Origin of the sequence: Candidatus Poriferisodalis sp., from assembly GCF_965208925.1 — a bacterium.
GTDB lineage: Bacteria > Actinomycetota > Acidimicrobiia > Acidimicrobiales > Poriferisodalaceae > Poriferisodalis.
Genome location: NZ_OZ242364.1, coordinates 2,362,248 through 2,382,666 on the forward strand (window position 1 = coordinate 2,362,248; position 20,419 = coordinate 2,382,666).

Genomic DNA, 20,419 nt, shown 5'->3' on the forward strand with positions numbered 1-20,419 from the left:
GCCGAGCCATCAGCGGCTCCCGCGCTGGCTGCGGGGCTGCGAAAGCGACGCTCGGGGTCGGAGCGGGGCGGGGCAGACTGCAACGATGCGGCAAGCGGTGCAAGTGCTTGTAGACGAGCCGGCCATCGACCGCGAATTCACGTACTTGCTGCCGCCCGAGCTGGCTGCTGGGCGGGTGCCGGTCGCCGTCGGCACGATTGTCCGGGTCGTGCTGAACCGCCGCCGCCTGCGGGGGTGGGTCACCGAGCTGGACGCGCCCATGCCCAGCGGTCGGGAGTTGGCGCCGATCAGCGGCATCGTCGGTGTCGGCCCGCCGCCGCATGTGGTCGATCTGGCGAAGTGGGCCGCGTGGCGCTGGGCTGGCACCCGAGCTCACTTCTTGCGGACCGCCAGCCCCGATCGCGCTGTCGCCGGAGTGCCGAGCGAGCCTGCGACCTGGCCGCACCTCCCCTCGCCCGAGTTGGCTGGCACGGCGGACTGGGTGCGGGAGGCGTGGACGACGGACCCGCCGATGCCCCGCGTGGCTCGGCTGGGACCGTGCGCCGATGAGTGGCCGCTGGTCATCGAGGCACTGCGGCGCGGCCGCTCGCTCGTGCTTGTTCCCACTGTGGCGTGGGCGGCCAGGCTCGCGGGCCGGTTGCGCCGGGCGGGCGTGTCGACGTCATTGGCCCCACGCGACTGGGCAGGGGCAGTCGCGGCACATGCAATCGTGGGGACCCGGGCCGCTGCATGGGTGCCGTGCGGGCAGCTTGACGCGGTGCTGGTGCTCGACGAGCACGACGAGGCCTACCAATCCGAGGCAGCGCCTACCTGGAACGCCCGTGATGTGGCGGTCGAGCGTGCCCGGCGCGACGGGACGCACTGCCTGCTCGTCGGGCCGATGCCGTCTCCGGACGCCTTCGTGCTGGCCGGACAGGCTGTTGCCGATCCGATCGCTGCAGACATGGCAGCTCTCCAGCCGGCGACGGACGAGCCCGCAAGCGTGACGGTGATCGCCGAACCGCGGCCCGCCGAGCGTGACGCCTGGCCGCGGCTGCAGGTCGCCGACCGCCGCGACGATGACCCCGCGACGGGAGAGTGGTGCGGCGAAGCCCTCGCCGAACTGCTGCGCAGCGACGCCGTCGTGGTCTGTGTGCTGAACCGCACGGGACGGGCGCGCCTCGCCTTCTGCAACTCGTGCGGCGAGCTGGCGGTCTCGCGGCATTCGGGCCGTGCGCTGCGATTGGACAAGCAGCAATTCACCGATCCCGACACGGGCGAGGAGCGGCCGGCAGTGTGCGAGTCGTGCGGTGCGACGAAGTTCCGTCGTGCCCGCGTCGGCGTCAAGGGCGTTGCCGAAGAGATGGAGCGCCTGGCGTCGCGACCGGTCATTCAGGTGGTGGGCGATGCGGCCGCCACTGCCGCAGACATCGCCACCGGCGCCGACGGACGCGCGGGCGATGCGCACGGGCCGCCCGGCAGCAGGCCGCCGCTCTACATCGGCACCGAAGCCGTGCTGCACCGGGTGCGGGCCGCCGACGCAGTGGCCTTCGTGGACTTCGACCAGGAACTCATGGCACCTCGCTATCGCGCCGCAGAGGAGGCATTCGCACTGCTGGTGCGCGCTGCGCGGCTCGCCGGACCGCGCTCGGGCGACGGTCAGATCCTGGTGCAGACCCGCCTGCCCGCCCACCCGGTGCTCAGCGCCGCGGCCGAAGCCGATCCGAGCGACTGGGTTCGCGGCGAATGGGAACGCCGTGTCCAGATGCGCCAGCCCCCGGCAGCGGCGTGGGCACTTGTCTCTGGCGCCGCGGCTCCCGGCTACGTCGAGCAGCTCTCCGCAGGCCCGCACGCCGCCCTGCTGGACATCGCCGGATCCGCGGAAGGGACATGGCGCATCCGTAGCGACGATCGCGCCGCATTGCTGGACGCCTTGGCTGCTGCCGAGCGCCCCCCGGGCAGGATGCGAGTCGCGGTCGACCCGCTGCGGGCCTGACGTCCGCTCGGGCAGGCCTCGATCGGGCGGCGCGAGACGGCGTCGGTAGCCTCCGAAGCCCATGGGAGGCACGTTCGAGATCCGGCTGATGGGCGATCCGGTGCTGCGCCAGCGCGCTGCCGAGATCACCGACATCGACGGCCGCGTGGCGCGCATGGTCGACGACATGCTGCCGGCCATGTACGAGGCCGAAGGCATCGGGCTCGCGGCCCCCCAGGTGGGCATCCAGCGCCGTCTGTTCATCTTCGACCTCTATGAGGGCGACGGCCCCCAGACGCTCATCAATCCTGAGATCGTCGAGAGCGACGGCGAGTGGACCTATACCGAGGGATGCCTGTCGGTGCCGGGTTTGACCTTCGACATCGTGCGCCCGAAGCAGGTGCACGTCGTGGGCTTGGACCTCGACGGCAACGAGGTCAGCATCGAGGCCGACGAGCTGCAGGCACGGCTGTTCCAGCACGAGCTCGACCATCTCGACGGCGTCCTGCTCGTTGACCATCTCGAGAGAGCCGAGCGCAAGGAAGCGCTGCGCGAATGGCGCACCCAGCTTGCGCAGCTGCAAGCCGGCGCGAACGGACCGGCGGCCAGCGGTCCGGTCCCGCTCGTGGGCCGCAGTGCAGCGGACGGCTGAATCAGTTCGAGCCGAAGCAGACCGTCTACGTGGACAGCGAGGCCCCGCAGACCCGGCACTTGCCTTCCGTTCCGCCGCGTCCTCGTCGCGTGGCGTTTGCGGGCACACCCGATGACGCCGTGCCGACGTTGCGAGCGCTGGCCGAGGCCGGATTCGAGATCCCCGTCGTGGTGACCGGCGCCCCCCGCCGCCGCAGCCGCCGGGGCAGCGATGCGCCCAGCCCTGTGGGCGCGGCCGCCGCCGACTTGGGCCTGACAGTCAGCCACGACCCGGCCGATCTCGCCGGGCGCGGCGCTGACTGCGCAGTGGTCGTCGCTTTCGGGCAGCTCATCGCCGCCGAGCTGCTGGCTGCCACCCCGATGCTCAACCTGCACTTCTCGCTCCTGCCGCGATGGCGCGGTGCCGCTCCCGTCGAGCGGGCGGTGCTGGCAGGCGACAGCCGCACGGGTGTGTCGCTCATGGCGCTGGAACCCACGCTCGACACGGGGCCCGTCTTCTGGCAGCACGAGGTGCCGATCGGGCCCGCCGACACAGCGGAGGGGCTGCGCGAACTGCTCGCCAGCGAGGGCGCAACTCGTCTCGCGGCATCGCTGGCGGAAGGGCTGCCCGCACCGAGGCCCCAGTCGGGCACGCCGACCTACGCCCGCAAGCTCCTGCCCGAAGACCGGCGGATCGACTGGTCCCAGCGGGCTGCCGTCATCGACCGCCAGATCCGGGTCGGCGGCGCATGGACCACGCTGGAGGGCCAGCGCTTCGTCGTCCGCACCGGCAGACCGGCCGACTCGCCGCCAGGCGCAGCCAGCGATGCCCCTCCCGAAAGTGCCGCAGCCCACGATGCCGCTCCCGGCACGCTCGCTGGCGACGTCGTTGCCACAGGGCGGGGCGTCATAGTGCTCGAGGTCGTGCAGCCGGCCGGACGAGGCGCAATCGACGCGCACGCCTGGCTCCACGGTGCCCGCCTGCCCGACGGTGCCCGCTTCGGCTGAGCACAGGGCCCGATTGGCCGTGCGGCCGGCCTGTCGCGTTGCCGGCTGGTCTCGTAGCGTGGTCGGATGCGCATCGGGCTGATCTCCGACACTCATATTCCCGAAGCGGCACCAGAGCTGTGGCCCGAGGCCTATGCGGCCATGGAGGGCTGCGACGCCATCCTTCATGCGGGCGACATCTACGACATCTCTGTTGTCGACCAGCTCAACGAGATCGCTCCCACCTGGGCTGCCCGCGGCAACGGCGATGACGGCTCGTCGGGCCGCGATGTCCAGCCCGACCATCCATTGCTCGCCAACGCCTGGGCGCACACGTTCGACGGCGTGCGGATCGGCCTCACCCACCACCTGCCGGTGCCGGAGCTGTCGTTCTACTCCGTGGCCGACGCCATTGAACGGCACTTCGGTGCCGATGAGCGGCTCGACGTATGCGTGTACGGCGACACCCACGTGCACCGCATCGACACGCTGTCGGGCGTGCTGTGCGTGAACCCCGGTTCGCCGACGTTTCCCCGCAACCTCAGCGCGCAGCTCGGCACCGTGGGCTATCTCGACATCGCAGACGGCATCGCCACGCCGTCGTTGTGGCAGCTCACTCCCGGCGGCCTCGAACCGACAGAGTCCTGGGACTACGTCTAGCCTGCGGCGAGCTCGGGCGAAGGGGGACAGCCGTGGCCGATGAGACTGCAAGCGAGAAGGACGCATGGCTCGCGGCCACCGTTGAGCAACCGGTCGACGCCGATGAGGAGATCGTCGACCCGCACCATCACCTGTGGGACTTCCCCGCCGGCACGTATCTGGTGCCGGAGCTGCACGCTGATACCGGCGCGGGTCACAACGTCACACAGACCGTGTTCGTGGAATGCGCCGCCGGCTATCACACCAGCGGGCCCGAGCACATGCGGCCCGTGGGCGAGACAGCGTTCGTCCGGGAGCAGGCTGCAATATCCGCGGAAGCCGACGGCGCCACCATCTCGGCCATCGTCAGCTTCGCCGACCTGACGCTGGGCAATGCCGTCGAGGAGGTGCTGGCCGCGCACGACGAGGCCGGCGAGGGACTGTTCCGCGGCATCCGCCACGCCAACGCCTGGGATGGCAGCGACCAGATCCGCGAGAGCCACACCAAGCCGCCGCCCCAGCTTCTCGCAGATCCGGACTTCCGGGCCGGCTACGCAACGCTGGGCCGGATGGGCTTCAGCTTCGATGGCTGGATGTTCCACACCCAGGTCGCTGAGCTTGTCGAGCTTGCCCACGCGGTGCCCGACACTCCCGTCGTGCTCGATCACCTCGGTGGCCCGCTGGGCATCGGCCCCTACGCCGACCGCCGCGACGAGGTGCGCGCCGTTGTGCGACCCGCACTCGAGGCGCTGGCCCGCCACCCTCAGGTCACCGTCAAGGTGGGCGGGATCGGCATGAGCATCTACGGCGTCGGCTTCAAGCGGCTCCCGCAGGCGCCGTCCTCGGAGCACGTCGCAGCCACCTGGAGCGACGACATCCGCCACTGCATCGAGACGTTCGGACCCGATCGCTGCATGTTCGAGAGCAACTTCCCCGTCGACAAGCAGGGCTGCTCGTACACCGTGCTGTTCAACGCGTTCCAGCGGATCTGCGACGAGGCGGGCTACACCGCCGCCGAGCGCGCGGACCTGTTCGCCGGCACGGCGCGCCGCTTCTACCGCGTCGACCCGCCGGCGTAGTCCGGCAGCCGGACCAGGGAGCGATCTAGGTCAGGCCGATGCCTTCGTAGGGCAGCGTCGCCCACTGGGCGTCGTCATGCCCGTACAGCAGGCGGCAGCCCTCATCGTCTCGCATCGATCTCAGGCGTTGCATCGACTCGAGCTGCATGTCGTGGTTGAACCCGAACGGCGGCAGCAGCATTCGGTCCAGCACGTCCTCCCAGTAGACGCAGTCGCCGGTCAGCACAACCGGGCCGCTGTCGAGCTCGACCCGCAGCGACTGGTGGCCTGCGGTGTGACCCGGCGTGGGGATGCAGGTCACCGAGCCGTCGCCGAACACGTCGTGCTCGCCGTCGATGAGCAGCACGTCGTGGCCGAGGTCGAAGTCTTCGGGCTTGTACACCTCGTGCTCGATCAGCTTGGGGTGATGCCCCGACTCCCACTCGGCCCGCTGGCAGATCAGCCGGGCGTTGGGTAGCAGCTCGGTGCCGCCGCAGTGGTCGAAGTGCAGGTGGCTGAAGATGGCGAAGGTCAGCTCGTCCGGGTCGACATCGACGCTGCGCAGCCGGGCCGACACCTCGTCGTCTGCCGAGTAGTCGGCCTCAAAGGACTTCGCCAGCAGCGGGTAGCGGGCGCCCACGCCGTCCTGCACCTGGGGGTGCATGCCCGTGTCGAACACCAGCGTCTGGCCGCTCGGGTGACGCACCAGCCAGCTCGGGATCGGCAGCCTCACGTTGCCGGGGGCATCGGCGATCACCGACGCAGTCGCGGTCGACAGCCAACCGCATTCGAGCGGAACGAGCGAGAGCCCCATCAGGCGCTGTACCTCCTGCGCGCCTTGTCAGGCGCCGTGTTGTCTGCGCGCCTTGTCAGGCGCCGAAGCCCTTGCTCATGGGACGGTGATCGGGGAAGTCGGGGTCGCGCTGTTCCATCTGGGCCCGGAAGGCTTCTCCCATGTCGTCGGTGTCGAACATCGCGGCGTTCCAGGTGGCGATGTACTCGAGCCCGTCAGCCACTGAGTGATCGCGGCTGAAGTTCATCGACTGCTTCGTGCCCCAGATCGCCATCGGGCTCTTCGAGGCGATCTCCGCTGCGATGTCGTCGACCGCTTTCATCATCGAGTCGTGGTCGTCGTACACGGCGTTCACGAAGCCCCGGTCGAGCGCCTCTTCGGCGCTCATGCGACGACCGGTGAAGGCCAGCTCGCGCACGACGCCCTCCGGCACCAGCTTGGGCATGCGCTGCAGCGTTCCCACGTCGGCGGTCATGCCGATGTTGATCTCCTGGATCGAGAAGAACGCGTCCTGGGTGGCGTAGCGAAGATCGCAGGCCGAGACCATGTCCACCCCGCCGCCGACGCACGCACCCTGAATGGCGGCAATGACCGGCAGCCGGCTCTGCTCGAAGGCGTTGAACGTTTGCTGCGCGCGCAACGCGGTGTCGCGGAACTGCGCTCGTGTCCGGCTGCTGTGCCCGCCGCCGACGCCGCTGGATGGTTCGTCGAAATCGCCGAACACTGCGAGGTCCATGCCCGAGCAGAAGTGGCGACCGATCGCCGAGAGCACCACAACCCGAGCGTCTGTGCCGGACGAGATCTCGTCGGTGATCTGGGGCAGCTCCCTCCAGAACTCCAGGATCATCGAGTTGGCCTTCTCGGGGCGCTTCATGACCAGGCGAGCGATGTGGTCGCTCACCTCGACGTCGAAGCAGGTGTAGTCGGATCCGGTCATTGGCTCGTCCCTCCGGTCGTGCTCGCAGTTCAAGCTCGCACAAGTCAAGCGCGTGAGCAACGAGCCTGCTTCGATATGCAGGCTGGGCTGGAGGGTCGATGCACGACGAGACTGCCGCAGAGGCGCCGCTCGCCGGCATACAGGTCGTCGAGATGACGATGTACGTGCAAGGCCCGACAAGCGGCCTCACCTTGGCATCGCTCGGCGCGGACGTCATCAAGATCGAGCAGGTGGGCCAGGCCGACTACTTGCGCAGCTTCACCAGCCTGTTCGGCGTGACCTTCGACGAACGCGGCCAAGAATGGCTGTACGGATCCGTCAACCGGAACAAGCGATCTTTGGTGCTGGACATTGCTTCGGAAGCAGGCCGCCCGGTATTCGAGCGCTTGATCGGCGGCGCCGATGCATTCATCACCAACTTGCGGGCCGCCGGTCTCGCCCGTTACGGCGCAGATGCCGACACCCTGCTCGCGATCAATCCCCAGCTGGTGTACTGCCGGGGCGGCGGGTTCGGGCTGCGAGGCGAGCTGGCCGAAGACCTCTGCCAGGACACCGTGGGCATGGCGCACGCCGGTTTCATGGATGCGATCGCGCCCACCGACGAACCCACCTATCCGCCGGGCGCGCTCAGCGACATCCTGACGGGATCCAACATGGCCTCGGCCGTGATGGCCGGGCTGATCAAGCGTGCGCGCACCGGGAAGGGCTGCGTGGTGGGCACCTCGCAGACCCAGGCGCTGCTCTGGCTGACCAGCCAGGCCGTGGGCGTCGCCGCGAACGTGGGTCAGCGCATGGATCGCTTCGATGTCTCCGGAGCCTGGAACCCGTTGTTCACGGTGTACGAGACGGCGGACGGCTGGATCGCGCTCGCCGTGTTGCAGGAGGCGCAGTGGGAGGGGCTGGCCCACGCCGTCGGCATCGGGTCGTGGCTGGACAATCCGCGGTTTGCGACCTTCGAGGGCGTGATTGCCAACCGTGACGCCTTCACGCCGCTGTTCGCCGAGCACATGAAGACCGACACCACCGAGGTCTGGTGGCGCACGATCCGGGGATGCGGGGCCTGGGTGTCGCCGGTGAATCGCGTCACCGATATCGCGAACAACCCGGACATCCTGGCCAACGAGTACATGGTGACCTTCGACGACGGCTTCGTCGGCCCGCCGGCCATGTTCGATGTGGACGACTTCCGGGGTGTGCGCGGCGGTACCGCCGACTACGGCGAGCACACCGACGAAATCCTGTGCGAACTGGGCTACAGCGACGACGAAGTGCTCGACCTGCGAGTCGCCGGCGCCGTCTGGTAGCCGCGCTCGTCCCCGGGTGCCAGCGTTACAGCATCACGCCGAACAGCAGTGCTGTCAGGCCGCACAGCAGCGACACGCCTGCGCCCGCGCCCCGCTTGGCCACGTTGTCGCCGGCGTTCTGATGCACCAGCGCACCCACGCCCGAGATGAGCACCAGCAGCATCTTGATGCCGAGCAGCATCGACCAACCGGTGCTCGTCTCCTCGCTGGGGATGGCGAGCATCGACCAGAGGCCAGTCACGACGGCGATGCCGAACGCGGGCCACGCCACGCGCGAAAAAGCCTTCGCAGCCACCTTGCCCGAACCCGGGAAGGCACGCCCGACCACGGGTACCACCGCCCCGACAACGATCTGGCCGCCGATCCACACCGTCACCGCCAGCACGTGCAGCACAACGCGGACGGTGTCGAGATCGAACGTGACGACGCGGCTCACTTCACTGATTGCAGTCATGGGTGACCTCGATTTCTCCTCAGGGCCGGAACGGTTCCTGCCGCGGGAATACCACGGATCGGCGGGCGTCCGGGGTCAGGACCGATCGCCGATCAGCTCCGCCATGTTGTCGGCGAAGAACCGGTCCAGCACACCGCCGTCGAAGCCTTCGAGCGAGGCGTTGAAGCGGCCCAGCGGGTTGCGACCGCCCTCGATGTGGGGGTAGTCGCTCGAGAACATGTACAGGTGCTCGTTGGACTCGCGGATCATGGCGCCGACGTCCTCGATGGGGTAGGGCGTGAAGGCCATCTGCCGTGTGACCTGTTGCGACGGCAGCTCGCTGAACGCGGCGAGTTCGGGCTCGGAGCGCTTCCAGGTCTCGACGGTCACGTCCAGCCGGCGCAGCATCTGGGGCACCCAGGCTGCACCGAGCTCCACGACCCCGCCGCGCAGGTTCGGGTGCCGGCTCAGCACGCCGTCGAGCACCAGCACCCCCACGAATGTCTCGGCTGCATGGTGGAGCGCGACCATGTCCTTGCCGCGGACGTTCTCGCCGCCGCCCAGCCAATCCGTCGGCGTGGGGCGACCCGTGTTCATCCACTCCGGCGCGATCTGCAGCGGGTTCCCCCCGACGTGCAGCAGGAACGGCACGCCGGCTTCTGCCATCTGGGCCCAGACCGGGTCGAGGTCGTTGTGGCCGGGCGACCTGCCGCCGGCGGGCCGGTGCGGCACCCACATGGCGCCGAGCCCTGCCTCGAGGGCAAACGACATCTCGTCGATGGCCATCTGCGGATCGTCGAGCGGCAGCAGCGCCACGCCGATCATGCGGTCGTCGTCTCCGCAGAACTCAGCCATGCCGCGGTTGTGCGCACGGGCTGCGCCGTAGCGGACATCGTGGTCCAGCTTGGGGTCGAACACCACGCCGGCGCTGAAGGTGGCGAACACGAACTGCCGGTCGAAGCCGAGCAGGTCGAGTGCAGTCGCGCGTTCGGCGGAGTTGAACGCACCCAGCGCGTGGTACCCCTTCGGTCCCCGGATCAAGTCGTCGCCCATTGCGACAAGATCGGCCACGGTCTCGGGCGTGTGGGAACGGCTGCCGCCCGCCGCCTCGAAGTTGTTCACCGATTCGCCCGCGCTGGAGAATTCGATCAGCGGGAGACGGTCCGCCATGTCGCTCTCAGCGTGTGACTGCAGAAAGTCCGGCAGCTCCATGAGGTGGCTGTCGGCATCGAGGTAGGTCCGGCCGCTCGCGTATGCCATGACCGCAGGCTAGTGACGGGGCGAAGCGAGCCGCCGGGTCTGCCGACGGGTGCAGCGAGTCGGCCAGGGGAACGCTCACATGAGCGTCGGTAACCTGCCGCGATGGCCGGATCGCATGCGGCACATCATCACGCTCACAGCCCGCCCGACGGCGAGCACCAGCTCGCCGCCAAGGTGCTCACGGTCTCCGACGGCGTGATCGCCGGAACGCGTGATGATCGCAGCGGCGAGGCACTGGGCGAAGCGCTGGCTGGCGCCGGATACGAGGTGGTCGAGCGACGCGTCGTGGCCGACGGCGTCGACACGGTGGCCGATGCCCTGCGGTCGATGTCGGACCGGTTCGAGGGCCTCATCGTCTCGACCGGCGGGACCGGCTTCACCGAGCGGGATCTCACGCCAGAAGGCACCCGTGCCGTCATCGAGCGGGAAGCCCCGGGCCTGGCCGAGGCGATGCGGCTGGTGAACCCGTTGGGCCGGCTCTCCCGAGGCGTCGCAGGCATCATCGGCCGCACGATCGTGCTCAACACACCCGGATCCACCAAAGGCTGCGTCGAGTGCTTCGAGGCCGTGGCCGACGTGCTGCCTCACGCCTTGGCCCTGCTGGCAGGCGAACGGCTGCACTGATGTCCGGCGAGAGTCTGGCTCCCACCGGCGAGTCGGCCAATGCCGTTGACGACCTCGCCCACATGCACCGTGCCGTGCAGCTGGGGGAGAGTGTTCGCGGCACCACAGCTCCGAATCCGTGGGTGGGCGCCGTGCTGGTTTTGCCCGACGGCACGGTGTTCGAGGGCGCAACTGAGCCACCGCCCGGGCGCCATGCCGAGATCGTGGCGCTCGACGCAGCCCGCAGCGCCGGTGCCGATCCGGCCGGAGCGACCCTGCACACCACGCTGGAGCCCTGCTCGCACACGGGACGCACCGCGCCGTGCATCGAGGCGATCATTGCCGCAGGAGTCGGCCGGGTCGCCGTCGGGGTGACCGATCCCGACCCCAAGGTGTCCGGCAGCGGAGTCGAGGCACTGCGGGCCGCAGGCATCGATGTCGAGGCGGGCGTTGCCGCCGACGCTGTCGCGTATTCGCTTCGCCCCTACCTGCACCAGCGCCAGACGGGCCGTCCGTGGGTGGTGCTGAAGCTGGCCGCCACGCTCGACGGGCGCATCGGCGCGCCCGACGGCACCTCGCAGTGGATCACCTCGCCCGAAGCCCGAGCCGATGCTCACGCACTGCGCGCCCGCTGCGATGCCGTGCTGGTGGGGGCAGGCACCGTGCGTGCTGACAACCCGTCGCTCACCGTTCGCGAGCTGCCGCCCGCAGATCCCCATCAGCCGCTGATGGACATGCGCGATGCAGATGACGGGCCGGCCGGTCTGCCGCTGACCCGCGCGGCCGCCGAGCGGCTCGATCCGCGCCGCTTCGTGCTCGGCATGGCACCGGCGGAAGCCAAGGTGCAGCCGTGCATCGAAGTCAGCGGAGCGCTGCGGACTGTGGTGCCACGCCTGGCCGATGACGGCGTCGTCGAGCTGCTGGTGGAAGGCGGCGCCAATACCGCGGGAGAGCTGCACCGCGATGGCCTCGTGGACGAATACGTCGTCTATCTCGCGCCGGCGATTGCGGGCGGCGACGACGGGCTGCCGGTGCTGGCAGGACAGGGCGCTCAAACCGTCGCCGAGTTCTGGCGCGGGCAGCTCACCGATGTCCGCACCGTCGGCGGCGACCTGCGCATCACGGTGCTTCGGTAGATGCGCCTCAGCCCCGTTCCTGCCCGCCGTCCCGGCCTCGGTCTGGTTCCGGCCGACTCCACCGGTACCGTCGGCGGAATATCGCGCGCCTAGCGCCAGTCGGCGAAAGGACTCCTGATGTACACCGGACTCGTCGAGGAACTCGGAAGCCTCGCCGGCCGCGACGGCGACCGCTACCGGTTCACCGCTGGGATCGTGCTGAGCGACGCAGCGGTCGACGATTCGATCGCAGTGAACGGCTGCTGCCTGACGGTCGTGGAGATGGGCGACGGCTGGTGGGAGGCCGATGTCAGCGCCGAGACGGCGCGCTGCACTGCCCTGGGCTCGCTGCAACCCGGCGATCCCGTCAACCTTGAACGATCCATGCGCTATGCGGATCGGCTCGGCGGACACCTCGTGCAAGGGCACGTCGACGGCGTGGCAACCGTCGTCCAGCCCGGCCCTGACCTGCGCGTGGCGGTGCCGCCGGAAGGAGGCTTGCGCCGCTACATCGTCGAGAAGGGCTCCGTCACGCTCGACGGCGTCAGCCTCACCTGCTTCGACATCACCGACGACGAAGCCGGCGGCTGCGAGTTCTCGGTGGCGCTCATCCCGCACACCATGTCGATGACCACCATGGGCACGGTGCAGCCCGGCGACCCGGTCAATCTCGAAGCCGATGTCTTGGCCCGTTACGTCGAGCGTCTGCTCGGGCAGAATGGTGCTGCAACCGCACCAGCCGACGCACTCGGCGCCGGTGCATCAGAAAGCGAATGAGCCGGGCATGAACGACCGCAGCGCAGCCGAAGACGCACCGGACGGCTCGCCGTTCGCTGCGATTCCCGACGCCATCGATGCGATCGGCCGCGGTGAGATCGTGGTGGTGGTCGACGACGAGGACCGCGAGAACGAGGGCGACCTCATCATGGCGGCCGAGCACGCCACTCCGGAGTCGATGGCGTTCTTTGTTCGTTACACCTCTGGCGTCATCTGTGCACCCTTGATGGGGGAGCGCCTCGACGAACTGGCGCTGCCGCTCATGGTGACGGTCAACACCGAGTCCATGCGCACCGCCTACACGGTCACCGTCGATGCTGCTGAGGGCACCACGACGGGCATCTCGGCGGCAGATCGCTCACTCACGCTCAACCTGCTGGCAGACCCCAAGTCCAGCGCGAACGAATTCAACCGTCCCGGCCACGTGCTGCCGCTGCGCTATCGCCCAGGAGGCGTGCTCAAGCGGGCCGGCCATACCGAGGCGGCCGTGGATCTGGCCCGGCTGGCTGGCTGCCATCCGGCGGGCGTGCTCTGCGAGGTGGTCAACGACGACGGCACCATGGCCCGGGTGCCCGACCTGATCCAGTTCTGCGAGCAGCACGGTCTGCTGCTCATCTCGATCGCCGACCTCATCCGCTACCGGCGGGTCAATGAGCGCTTGGTCGACCCGATATCTCAGGCCCGCATCCCCACCATCTACGGCGAGTTCACCGGCCACGTCTTCCGCGACTTCGACGACACCGAGCATCTGGCCCTGACATACGGATCTGTGATGGGCGCAGAGCCCGTGCTGGTGCGCGTGCACAGTGAATGCCTGACCGGCGACATCTTGGCGTCGATGCGCTGCGACTGCGGTTCACAGCTGCACAGTGCGCTCGAGGCCATCGCCGAAGCCGGCGCGGGCGTGCTCGTCTACCTGCGGGGCCACGAGGGCCGCGGCATCGGCATCGGCCACAAGATTGCTGCGTACTCGCTGCAGGACGCCGGCCGCGACACAGTCGACGCCAACCTGGAGCTGGGCCTGCCGGTGGACAGCAGGGAGTACGGCATCGGTGCGCAGATTCTGGCCGAGCTCGGGGTGCAGCGGATGCGGCTGATGACCAACAACCCCAACAAGATCGGCGGGCTGTCGGGCTACGGGCTCGAAGTGGTCGAGCGAGTGCCGACGTCATCGAACGCGAATCCTTACAACCGGGCCTACCTGCGAACCAAGAAGATGCGCTTGGGCCACCTCATGGACGACGAGGCCGAGGGCGCAGTCGAAGTCGAGGCAGATCTCGAAGAGGCGCCTCCGCTCGCCGACTGATATCCGGCCTCGCCAGCGCTAGCGCGACACCGATCTCTCGGCACCCACCACGAAGACGCGAGTGTGACCCGCGCTGTCCTGGGCGGTGTTGAAGAGGATTCGCTGGCCATCCGGCGACCAATCGGGGTTGATCTCACGGCCTGGCATTTCCGTGACCTGCGTGATCTCGCCGGTGCTGACCTCGAGAATGGCAATGTTCGACTCGCCCGCCACTGTGCGGCCGTCGCGTGTCTCCCAGAGGCTGAATGCCAGACGCGTGCCGTCTGGTGACCACGACAGCTTGCTCTCGACCTCGCGCTTCAGCCTGCCTCCGCGGTTGTCATCGGGAGGCAACGATCGCACGTCGGTGCCATCAGGATTGACGACCGACAGTATCCCGTGCCGGTTGTACGCAATCAGCGAGCCGTCAGGCGACCAGGCCGGCTCAGCTCCCGAGCCGAACTTCCGGCCCAGCTCCACTGGATTGCGTCCGTCGGCATCCATCGCGACGAGGTACCACGCCGAGGGCTCCCAATTGTGTCGTCCGAATGCCAGCTTGCGATTGTCGGCCGACCAAGTCGGCCACCGATCCTCAACCGCACCACTCGTCAACTGGACTGCGTTTGATCCGTCGCTGTTGACCGTCCAGATGTGGCTCCGGTAGGGATCGGTGCCTTCGGCAGGATCTGTGCTCTTCCAGCCGGCGAAGGCGATCTTGGTGCCATCGGGTGACCATGCAGGTTCCTGAGGCGAAATGCCTACCCCGCTAGACAGCACTCGCCCATTGCTGCCGTCTCGGTCGGCTACCACCAGTGCGCCTCCGTTGTTGTAGACGATGTGCCGGCAATCGGGTGACCAATCTGCTTGGCTCGCCCATGGGCTCTCGAGCAGCTGCACCGGTGCATCGGTGGGGGTGCCGCCACACGGACCCAAGTCAGCATCCTCGGCTTCGGAGCCATCGCCTTCGTCGTCGCCTCGGGCGAGGTAGGCGTCGATGGCTGACGTGGACACAGCCGATTCGCCGCCGAACACGAGCAACTCAGCTGCGTCGTCGCCGGCTGAGCCGCGGACTGTGTCGAGATAGTCGGCGCTGGCCGACGGAATTTGGCTGGGACTGGTGAGCACCAGCGCTGCGCACCTGCGAGCCAGCAGCGGCGCCGCGCTGAACGAGTCAAACGGAACGCGCGCGCGTGCCAGCCCCACCCTGGCTTCGGCAAAGCACCCGTTGCTCGACTGCCCGGCCGCATACACGGCAAATCGTGTTGCCGTCTCGAAGCGCGATGGACCGGCGATGCGATCTGCCGAGATACCCAGTTCGCTGATTGCGTCTGCCACCTGCTGGGACAACGCGGAGGTCCCTCCCATGAGCACGACACGCTCGATGCGCTTGCTTGCGAGATAGTCGGCCACGGACTGGTGCAGCCCGGTGCTCGGGGTCAGCAGCACCGGGTGGCCTCCGTGCGCCGACAGCGGTCCGGCAACCAGCGCGTCAGCGAACACCTCGCCGCTGGCGACGATCGCAGTCCTGACACCACCCAGATTGCCAACTGCGCCGAGCCGTTCTGCGACTGCGACGCCGGTGCGGTACCGATCGCCGCCTTCAATGCGCTCGACCGCGATTTCGGCCGCGCGCAGTTGTCTGTCGACCGCGTCGGTGATCGTGCGCGCCGAACCGGTGCCGCTGCTGACCAGGAGCACCTTCGACGCTCCGACACGGTCCAGGAACTCCAGCGCGTCACTGCGCACGGCATCTGGAGGTGTCATCAGCACCGGCGCTTCGAGATGGCCCGCCACCGATGCCGCCACGACAGCCTCATGCCAGCTGCGGCCGGACACCATGACGACCCACTCCAATTCGCCGCCGGCATGGGTTGCGACTGCCTCAGCGATGAGCAGCGACGTGGCGTAGCGATCCGCTCCGCCGTAACGCACGCGTTCGACATCGGCAAGTTCGGACGCCCCCGACTGTGCCGCGGCGGCGGAGATCGGCAGCAGCGCAGCAGCGCTGAGCACAAGCATGGCAACAAGCACGCTCCTGCAGCGTCGAGGCTTGACTTGCGGGATCATGGGGTCTGTCTCCTCCAGCTCCAAAGATCGCAGACTGTGGGGATGCCAGCCATATGCAGTTAGGCGCACATGATCGGCCGTATGCGAAGATAACCGCATTGGTGCTGAGTCGTTGCTTAGATTGCTGACGATGCCAAGACGATGTGGTCTGGTGCTGTCGGCCGTGGCGCTGCTGGCGAGCGTGCTGGTTGTGCCGGCGGTTGCAGCCGGCGCCAGCGGAGATGATGTGCCTATCGTCCGCTATGGCGGCGCGGATCGATATGCCACCTCGTTGCAGATTGCCGAGGCGGTGGCGGCTGCGGCTGGCGGGTCCGTCGAGCAGGTCGTGCTGGTGTCCGGCGAGCGCTGGACCGATGCCGTCGTGGCTGCCCCGGTAGCTGGCGCACTGGGCGCGCCGGTGCTGATGACACCGCCCACGGAACTGCGAGGCGATGCCACGGCCTTCCTGCAGCGAACTGGGGTGACCCGTGCGCTGGTGGTGGGCCCGGAGACGGGCAGCGCGGTGCACGGTTCCGGACGAGGCGTGAGCGCGGCTGTGCTGCGTTCGCTCGTCGGCATTGGCGTGTCGGCAGAACGGATCTCAGGCTCGGACCGTGTCGGCACTGCGGTAGCCGCAGCGCGGCAGGTCACGGCCGGTGTGATGCCCGGATTGGGCCGCACAGCGATCCTTGCGAGCAGCGAAGTGTTTGCTGATGCGCTGGTGGCAGGCCCGATCGCTGCCCGCGGCCGTCATCCGGTGCTGCTGAGTCCGCCCGGTGAGCTGCACGCGGAGGTGGCTCGCTACCTGACCGGCTCAGGAATCGAGCACGTAGTCATCATGGGCGGCACGGCTGCACTCGGCCAAGCTGTCGAGAACGCGATCACCGCCATGGGCATGTCGGTGACACGCGTGGCCGGCACAGATCGCTACGACACGGCGGCCAAAGCGGCGGAACTGATGAACAACCGCTACAGCGACGTTGCCGGAAAGCCATGCTTCACGTCCGCCACAGTGGGCATTGCACGGGCCCGCGTGCCGTTCGATTCGTTCAGCGCGGCACCGCTGTTGGGCGAACTGTGCGCTCCGCTCCTGCTCGCCGACCCGGCGCGGATTCCCGCTGGCACGGCTGTGTATCTCGACGCAGCACGCAGTGCTCACGACTCGGTCGATCTGCACGTCTTCGGTGGCGACGCGGCAGTCTCCCAGGCAGCTCTCGACGAGTACCTCGCCAGCAGGCAAGCCGAACCCGAACAGGAGCCGGAGGACGCCGAAGACACCGACGACGCTGCGCCGGCTACGTACCCGGCGTTCGATGGGCCCCGCAGCGACCAGACGTTCCTGACGGTCGCGCGCGGGCGAACCTGCATGGTGCGTTTGGACGCGACCGTGTCGTGCTGGGGCGCCGAGGGCTTGCTCGAGCGGCTGACCACCGCATCGCTCACCGATGTTGTTGCACTGAGCTCATCGGACAACACCAGCTATCTGGCATTGCATGCCTGCGCGCTGCACGGCGACGGGACGGTCTCGTGCTGGGGTGAAGGATCCAAAGGACAGCTTGGGCAGGGAGGCACCGGCAACCGCTACGTGCCGGTGAAGATCCCGAGAATCGACGACGCTGCCGACATCGCTTCGAGCATCGAGACCACGTGCGCGTTGCACGGCGACGGCGGCGTGTCGTGCTGGGGCGCGAACAGTCGCGGCGAGGTCGGCCATCGCGACACGCGCCACAACCAGTACGTGCCAAAACGTGTGCCAGGTCTCCATGACGCCGTCGCCATCGCGGCCGGCCGTACCTCCTTCTGCGTCGTGCATCGCGACGGCGGCGTGTCGTGCTGGGGGGGCTCGTTTTTCGATTCCCCGCAGCGCGTCAAGGGGCTGAGCCGAGTGTCGTCGCTGTCCGTAGCAGATCGACGCGCCTGCGCCGTCAGCAGCGGTGGCGAGGTGTTCTGCTGGTACCTGCGAGGCGGACACCCGGGACCAAGCGTCGCGGGTGTGCACGATGCCCTCTCGGTGTCGGTGAGCGACAAGAACGCATGCGTGGTGCATCGCGATAGCGGGGTGTCGTGCTGGGGAGACAACGAATCCGGCCAGCTCGGCGACGGCACCCGGACGTCGCGCACCTCGCCGAAGCGCATCATCGGCATCTCCGATGCCCTCGAGGTGGGCATCAGCCTCGGCTCGACACCGATTCCCGCTCACGCGTGCGCTCTGCGCCGCAACGGCCGTGTGTCGTGCTGGGGCGACAACAGCGTCTCCCAAGTGGGCGACGGCACCACGGTGCGGCGCACGAGCCCGAGGCTCGCCATGCAGTTCGTCCCGATACCGGCTGAGGAGGCTCCCCTCACCGATCTGGAAATCCTGCACTCGTGGATAGACGAGGAGTCGCGGCGCAGGCAGGCCGACTACCCCTGGCTGAAGATCGCATGGGACCACATTCGTGACCAGGCGAACGTTGCCGCGTCGGGCGGCGGCGGCGTCGTGTGGCGCTCGTGCCACCACTGGCACGAGCGCGGCTGCGAGATCCGCGGCATGACCATGTCCCAGCTCACCTTCGGCGGCGTTGTCCACGAGCTCCTGCACGTGTACGACATCCAGGCCGGCCTCGCGCCCGCGAAGGCGTGGGGTGCCGTGCAGCTCTACTTCGCCGTCAAGTATCCGGACTGCTACAACCGCAACGACCTCCCAGGGGGCGAGATCCTGGCGGACACGGTGAAGCACCTCATGGTGCCGCACGGTTGGCTGACGTACTACGAGTCCGACGGCTGCCCGACGCTGGGGGACCGGCCGTCGCTCGAAGACGAGCAGGTGGTGCTCGCAGGCTTGGCAGGCAAGGTTCCCGAGTGGTACACCCGCAACATCACGAGCAGCGACGAGTTCTGGGCTGCCTGGCGGAATGCGCCCTCGCTGCCGATTCTGTGGAACCTGGCGCCCGAGTTCGGAGGACTCTGCTCCGACGACTGGGTCACCTTCCCGCTCGAGCCTGAACGTTTCCCCCCGGCCAGCGCCAACCCGTTCCGCGACGCCGGCTGCTGATGCCTCTGCCGCCGCAGGACGGCCTCAGGGGACAATCTTGGAGATCGGCATCTCGATGATGTCGGCCGCGCCCTGTTCGAGGAGTTCGGGAATGAGCACGTTGATCTGGTGCTTCGGCACGACCGTCTCTACTGCATAGGCCTCGCCGCCCCACAGCTCGTTCACCGTCGGGGCCTTCATGGAGGGAAGCAGCTTCACTACGGCGTCGAGGTGCTCGCGCCCCACGTTCAGCTTCACCAGCACCCGACCACGCGCGTCCAGCACCCCGTCGAGGAGTGTCTTGATCTGCGTCATGGCCCGGCGCTTGTCCGGGTCGTCGTAGGCAGCCTGATTGGTGAAGATCTCGGTGTAGCTCGTGAGGATCTCGTCGATGATCCGCAGGCGGGCAGCCCGGAGCCCCCGCCCAGTCTCGGTTGCGTCCACAACGGCGTCGACGATCTCGGGCGCCTTGGCTTCAGTGGCGCCGTAGCTCAATCGAATGTCAGCGTCGATGCCGCGTTCCGCGAAGTGACGACGGGTGAGCTCGGGATACTCGCTGGATACGCGAACACCGTCGGGCAAGTCGGTGAGCGTCTGAAAGCTGCTGTCCTCAGGAACGGCGACGACAATTCTCACCGGCCGTGACGTGGCCTTGGAATATCGCAACTCACCCAGTGAGACCACGTTGCTGCTGGTCTCTTCGATCCAGTCACGTCCGCCGATGCCCAAGTCGAACAGACCGTCCTCTATGTACGTGGGTATCTCCTGGGGCCGCAAGATCCGCACGTCGTCGATGCGCGGGTCGTCAACGGTGGCGCGATAGTCCACCGCAGAACTCCGGCGTACCGGCAGATCCGCGTCGGAAAACAGCTGCAGGGTCGCCTCTTCGAGCGAGCCCTTGGGGAGCACGAGCTTGAGCACGGGCGGTAACGGTACCCGCGGCACCTCGCGGCACCGTGCCGAATTACGTGATGAGTGCGCCCTGGGGCTCGGGCGCCGCGTCTATTCGGCTGCAGTCTGGCGCTTGTGGATCTCGACGTAGGCGAGGCGAATCTGCTGCAGCGCCCCCTGCAGCGTGTCGCCGGCCGGCAGCTGGTCGGCGAGGTTGTCCACCAGCAGGCCAAGTGCGTCGATCGGGAGCCGTGCCTCGGCAAGATCGGGCGGGTCACGCCGCAGATGCAATGCCGCGAGCTCGAACAGCCCCATCATGTGGTTCTGCACGATCTCGGCCGCGGGCACCGAGACGAGCTGTTCCTGCGCCTCGCGCAGCTGCTCCTGCATTGCGGCCAGCTCTTCGGGATCGAATGGCTCGCCCGTGCGCGGATCGATCGGCAGCCCGGTCTCGGGATCGATGTCAAGTTCGCCGGCGAAGGCGCCGCCCTCTTCGGCTGTATCGAATGCGCCTCCTTGGTCGGCCGAGGGAGGCGGAGCGCTCGGCGTCTCGCCGGTGCTCTCGCGAGGTACCCGATGCTCACCCTCGGGTGTCCACAACGTGCTCATCGCTGACCTCCCCGCCCCGACTGGCTGTGCTGGCTCATGCCGACGCTGCTGCTGAGGCTGTGCTGGCTTTCCCCAGCGCTGTTAC

Annotated in this window: 18 protein-coding genes; 11 read left to right on the top strand and 7 right to left on the bottom strand. The window is 68.3% G+C overall.

The genetic code is table 11. The annotated features are described in order from the left end of the window. The first annotated feature begins 85 nt into the window (after nt 1-85). From ACOGI5_RS10445 to ACOGI5_RS10465, 5 genes are all read left to right on the top strand, one after another. Entirely contained in the window at nt 86-1,975 is a 1,890-nt protein-coding gene (locus tag ACOGI5_RS10445; protein WP_419864359.1) for a hypothetical protein, read from the top strand. Between the two features lie 61 nt (nt 1,976-2,036). Continuing rightward, nucleotides 2,037-2,606 carry a peptide deformylase gene (gene def / locus ACOGI5_RS10450; protein ID WP_419864360.1) on the top strand — a complete coding sequence of 190 codons (570 nt, stop codon included), beginning with the start codon at nt 2,037-2,039 and terminating at the stop codon, nt 2,604-2,606. Between the two features lie 29 nt (nt 2,607-2,635). After that, nucleotides 2,636-3,592 (top strand): methionyl-tRNA formyltransferase, encoded by a 957-nt coding sequence (locus tag ACOGI5_RS10455; RefSeq protein WP_419864361.1) that lies wholly within the window; start codon nt 2,636-2,638, stop codon nt 3,590-3,592. Nucleotides 3,593-3,658: 66 nt separating this feature from the next. Then, nucleotides 3,659-4,231, top strand: a complete 573-nt coding sequence (locus ACOGI5_RS10460) for a YfcE family phosphodiesterase (protein WP_419864362.1) — start codon at nt 3,659-3,661, stop codon at nt 4,229-4,231. Nucleotides 4,232-4,263: 32 nt separating this feature from the next. Next, nucleotides 4,264-5,289: an amidohydrolase family protein gene (locus tag ACOGI5_RS10465; RefSeq protein WP_419864363.1), complete on the top strand. Its 1,026-nt coding sequence runs from the start codon at nt 4,264-4,266 to the stop codon at nt 5,287-5,289. Between the two features lie 25 nt (nt 5,290-5,314). Here the strand turns inward: ACOGI5_RS10465 and ACOGI5_RS10470 are convergent, their stop codons facing one another. Then, nucleotides 5,315-6,082, bottom strand: a complete 768-nt coding sequence (locus ACOGI5_RS10470) for an N-acyl homoserine lactonase family protein (protein WP_419864364.1) — start codon at nt 6,080-6,082, stop codon at nt 5,315-5,317. A 55-nt stretch (nt 6,083-6,137) separates the two neighbouring features. Continuing rightward, the gene (locus ACOGI5_RS10475; RefSeq protein WP_419864365.1) at nt 6,138-6,998 is read right to left on the bottom strand and encodes a crotonase/enoyl-CoA hydratase family protein; all 861 of its coding nucleotides are present in this window, start codon (nt 6,996-6,998) and stop codon (nt 6,138-6,140) included. 98 nt (nt 6,999-7,096) lie between these two features. On the opposite strand from ACOGI5_RS10475, the gene ACOGI5_RS10480 reads away from it, so the two are divergent. Continuing rightward, nucleotides 7,097-8,302: a CaiB/BaiF CoA transferase family protein gene (locus ACOGI5_RS10480; protein ID WP_419864366.1), complete on the top strand. Its 1,206-nt coding sequence runs from the start codon at nt 7,097-7,099 to the stop codon at nt 8,300-8,302. 25 nt (nt 8,303-8,327) lie between these two features. Here the strand turns inward: ACOGI5_RS10480 and ACOGI5_RS10485 are convergent, their stop codons facing one another. After that, nucleotides 8,328-8,756: a hypothetical protein gene (locus ACOGI5_RS10485; RefSeq protein ID WP_419864367.1), complete on the bottom strand. Its 429-nt coding sequence runs from the start codon at nt 8,754-8,756 to the stop codon at nt 8,328-8,330. 75 nt (nt 8,757-8,831) lie between these two features. Then, on the bottom strand, nt 8,832-9,995 hold the full coding sequence (locus ACOGI5_RS10490; protein ID WP_419864368.1) for an amidohydrolase family protein: 1,164 nt from the start codon (nt 9,993-9,995) through the stop codon (nt 8,832-8,834). A gap of 102 nt (nt 9,996-10,097) precedes the next feature. Here ACOGI5_RS10490 and ACOGI5_RS10495 point away from each other — a divergent pair, with 102 nt between their 5' ends. From ACOGI5_RS10495 to ACOGI5_RS10510, 4 genes are all read left to right on the top strand, one after another. Continuing rightward, nucleotides 10,098-10,619, top strand: a complete 522-nt coding sequence (locus ACOGI5_RS10495) for a MogA/MoaB family molybdenum cofactor biosynthesis protein (RefSeq protein WP_419864369.1) — start codon at nt 10,098-10,100, stop codon at nt 10,617-10,619. Then, nucleotides 10,619-11,734 carry a bifunctional diaminohydroxyphosphoribosylaminopyrimidine deaminase/5-amino-6-(5-phosphoribosylamino)uracil reductase RibD gene (gene ribD, locus ACOGI5_RS10500; protein WP_419864370.1) on the top strand — a complete coding sequence of 372 codons (1,116 nt, stop codon included), beginning with the start codon at nt 10,619-10,621 and terminating at the stop codon, nt 11,732-11,734. Before ACOGI5_RS10495 ends, ribD begins: the two co-directional genes overlap by 1 nt. A 117-nt stretch (nt 11,735-11,851) precedes the next feature. Then, entirely contained in the window at nt 11,852-12,490 is a 639-nt protein-coding gene (locus tag ACOGI5_RS10505) for a riboflavin synthase (protein ID WP_419864371.1), read from the top strand. A gap of 7 nt (nt 12,491-12,497) precedes the next feature. Further along, the gene (locus ACOGI5_RS10510; protein ID WP_419864372.1) at nt 12,498-13,796 is read left to right on the top strand and encodes a bifunctional 3,4-dihydroxy-2-butanone-4-phosphate synthase/GTP cyclohydrolase II; all 1,299 of its coding nucleotides are present in this window, start codon (nt 12,498-12,500) and stop codon (nt 13,794-13,796) included. An 18-nt stretch (nt 13,797-13,814) separates the two neighbouring features. Here ACOGI5_RS10510 and ACOGI5_RS10515 read toward each other — a convergent pair whose 3' ends face one another. Next, complete coding sequence (locus ACOGI5_RS10515) at nt 13,815-15,806, bottom strand: cell wall-binding repeat-containing protein (protein WP_419864373.1); 1,992 nt, start codon at nt 15,804-15,806, stop codon at nt 13,815-13,817. 166 nt (nt 15,807-15,972) lie between these two features. Between ACOGI5_RS10515 and ACOGI5_RS10520 the strand changes: the two genes are divergently transcribed. Beyond that, nucleotides 15,973-18,855: a cell wall-binding repeat-containing protein gene (locus ACOGI5_RS10520; protein ID WP_419864374.1), complete on the top strand. Its 2,883-nt coding sequence runs from the start codon at nt 15,973-15,975 to the stop codon at nt 18,853-18,855. Between the two features lie 24 nt (nt 18,856-18,879). Here the strand turns inward: ACOGI5_RS10520 and hisG are convergent, their stop codons facing one another. After that, entirely contained in the window at nt 18,880-19,755 is an 876-nt protein-coding gene (hisG, locus tag ACOGI5_RS10525; protein ID WP_419864375.1) for an ATP phosphoribosyltransferase, read from the bottom strand. An 81-nt stretch (nt 19,756-19,836) separates the two neighbouring features. After that, complete coding sequence (locus tag ACOGI5_RS10530; protein WP_419864376.1) at nt 19,837-20,334, bottom strand: hypothetical protein; 498 nt, start codon at nt 20,332-20,334, stop codon at nt 19,837-19,839. Nucleotides 20,335-20,419 lie beyond the last annotated feature (85 nt).

Coding starts and splice junctions, on each gene's coding strand:
- ACOGI5_RS10445 (WP_419864359.1), top strand. CDS start 86: ATGCGGCAAGCGGTGCAAGTGCTTGTAGACGAGCCGGCCATCGACCGC.
- def (WP_419864360.1), top strand. CDS start 2,037: ATGGGAGGCACGTTCGAGATCCGGCTGATGGGCGATCCGGTGCTGCGC.
- ACOGI5_RS10460 (WP_419864362.1), top strand. CDS start 3,659: ATGCGCATCGGGCTGATCTCCGACACTCATATTCCCGAAGCGGCACCA.
- ACOGI5_RS10470 (WP_419864364.1), bottom strand. CDS start 6,082: ATGGGGCTCTCGCTCGTTCCGCTCGAATGCGGTTGGCTGTCGACCGCG.
- ACOGI5_RS10475 (WP_419864365.1), bottom strand. CDS start 6,998: ATGACCGGATCCGACTACACCTGCTTCGACGTCGAGGTGAGCGACCAC.
- ACOGI5_RS10480 (WP_419864366.1), top strand. CDS start 7,097: ATGCACGACGAGACTGCCGCAGAGGCGCCGCTCGCCGGCATACAGGTC.
- ACOGI5_RS10485 (WP_419864367.1), bottom strand. CDS start 8,756: ATGACTGCAATCAGTGAAGTGAGCCGCGTCGTCACGTTCGATCTCGAC.
- ACOGI5_RS10490 (WP_419864368.1), bottom strand. CDS start 9,995: ATGGCATACGCGAGCGGCCGGACCTACCTCGATGCCGACAGCCACCTC.
- ACOGI5_RS10495 (WP_419864369.1), top strand. CDS start 10,098: ATGGCCGGATCGCATGCGGCACATCATCACGCTCACAGCCCGCCCGAC.
- ribD (WP_419864370.1), top strand. CDS start 10,619: ATGTCCGGCGAGAGTCTGGCTCCCACCGGCGAGTCGGCCAATGCCGTT.
- ACOGI5_RS10505 (WP_419864371.1), top strand. CDS start 11,852: ATGTACACCGGACTCGTCGAGGAACTCGGAAGCCTCGCCGGCCGCGAC.
- ACOGI5_RS10510 (WP_419864372.1), top strand. CDS start 12,498: ATGAACGACCGCAGCGCAGCCGAAGACGCACCGGACGGCTCGCCGTTC.
- ACOGI5_RS10520 (WP_419864374.1), top strand. CDS start 15,973: ATGCCAAGACGATGTGGTCTGGTGCTGTCGGCCGTGGCGCTGCTGGCG.
- ACOGI5_RS10530 (WP_419864376.1), bottom strand. CDS start 20,334: ATGAGCACGTTGTGGACACCCGAGGGTGAGCATCGGGTACCTCGCGAG.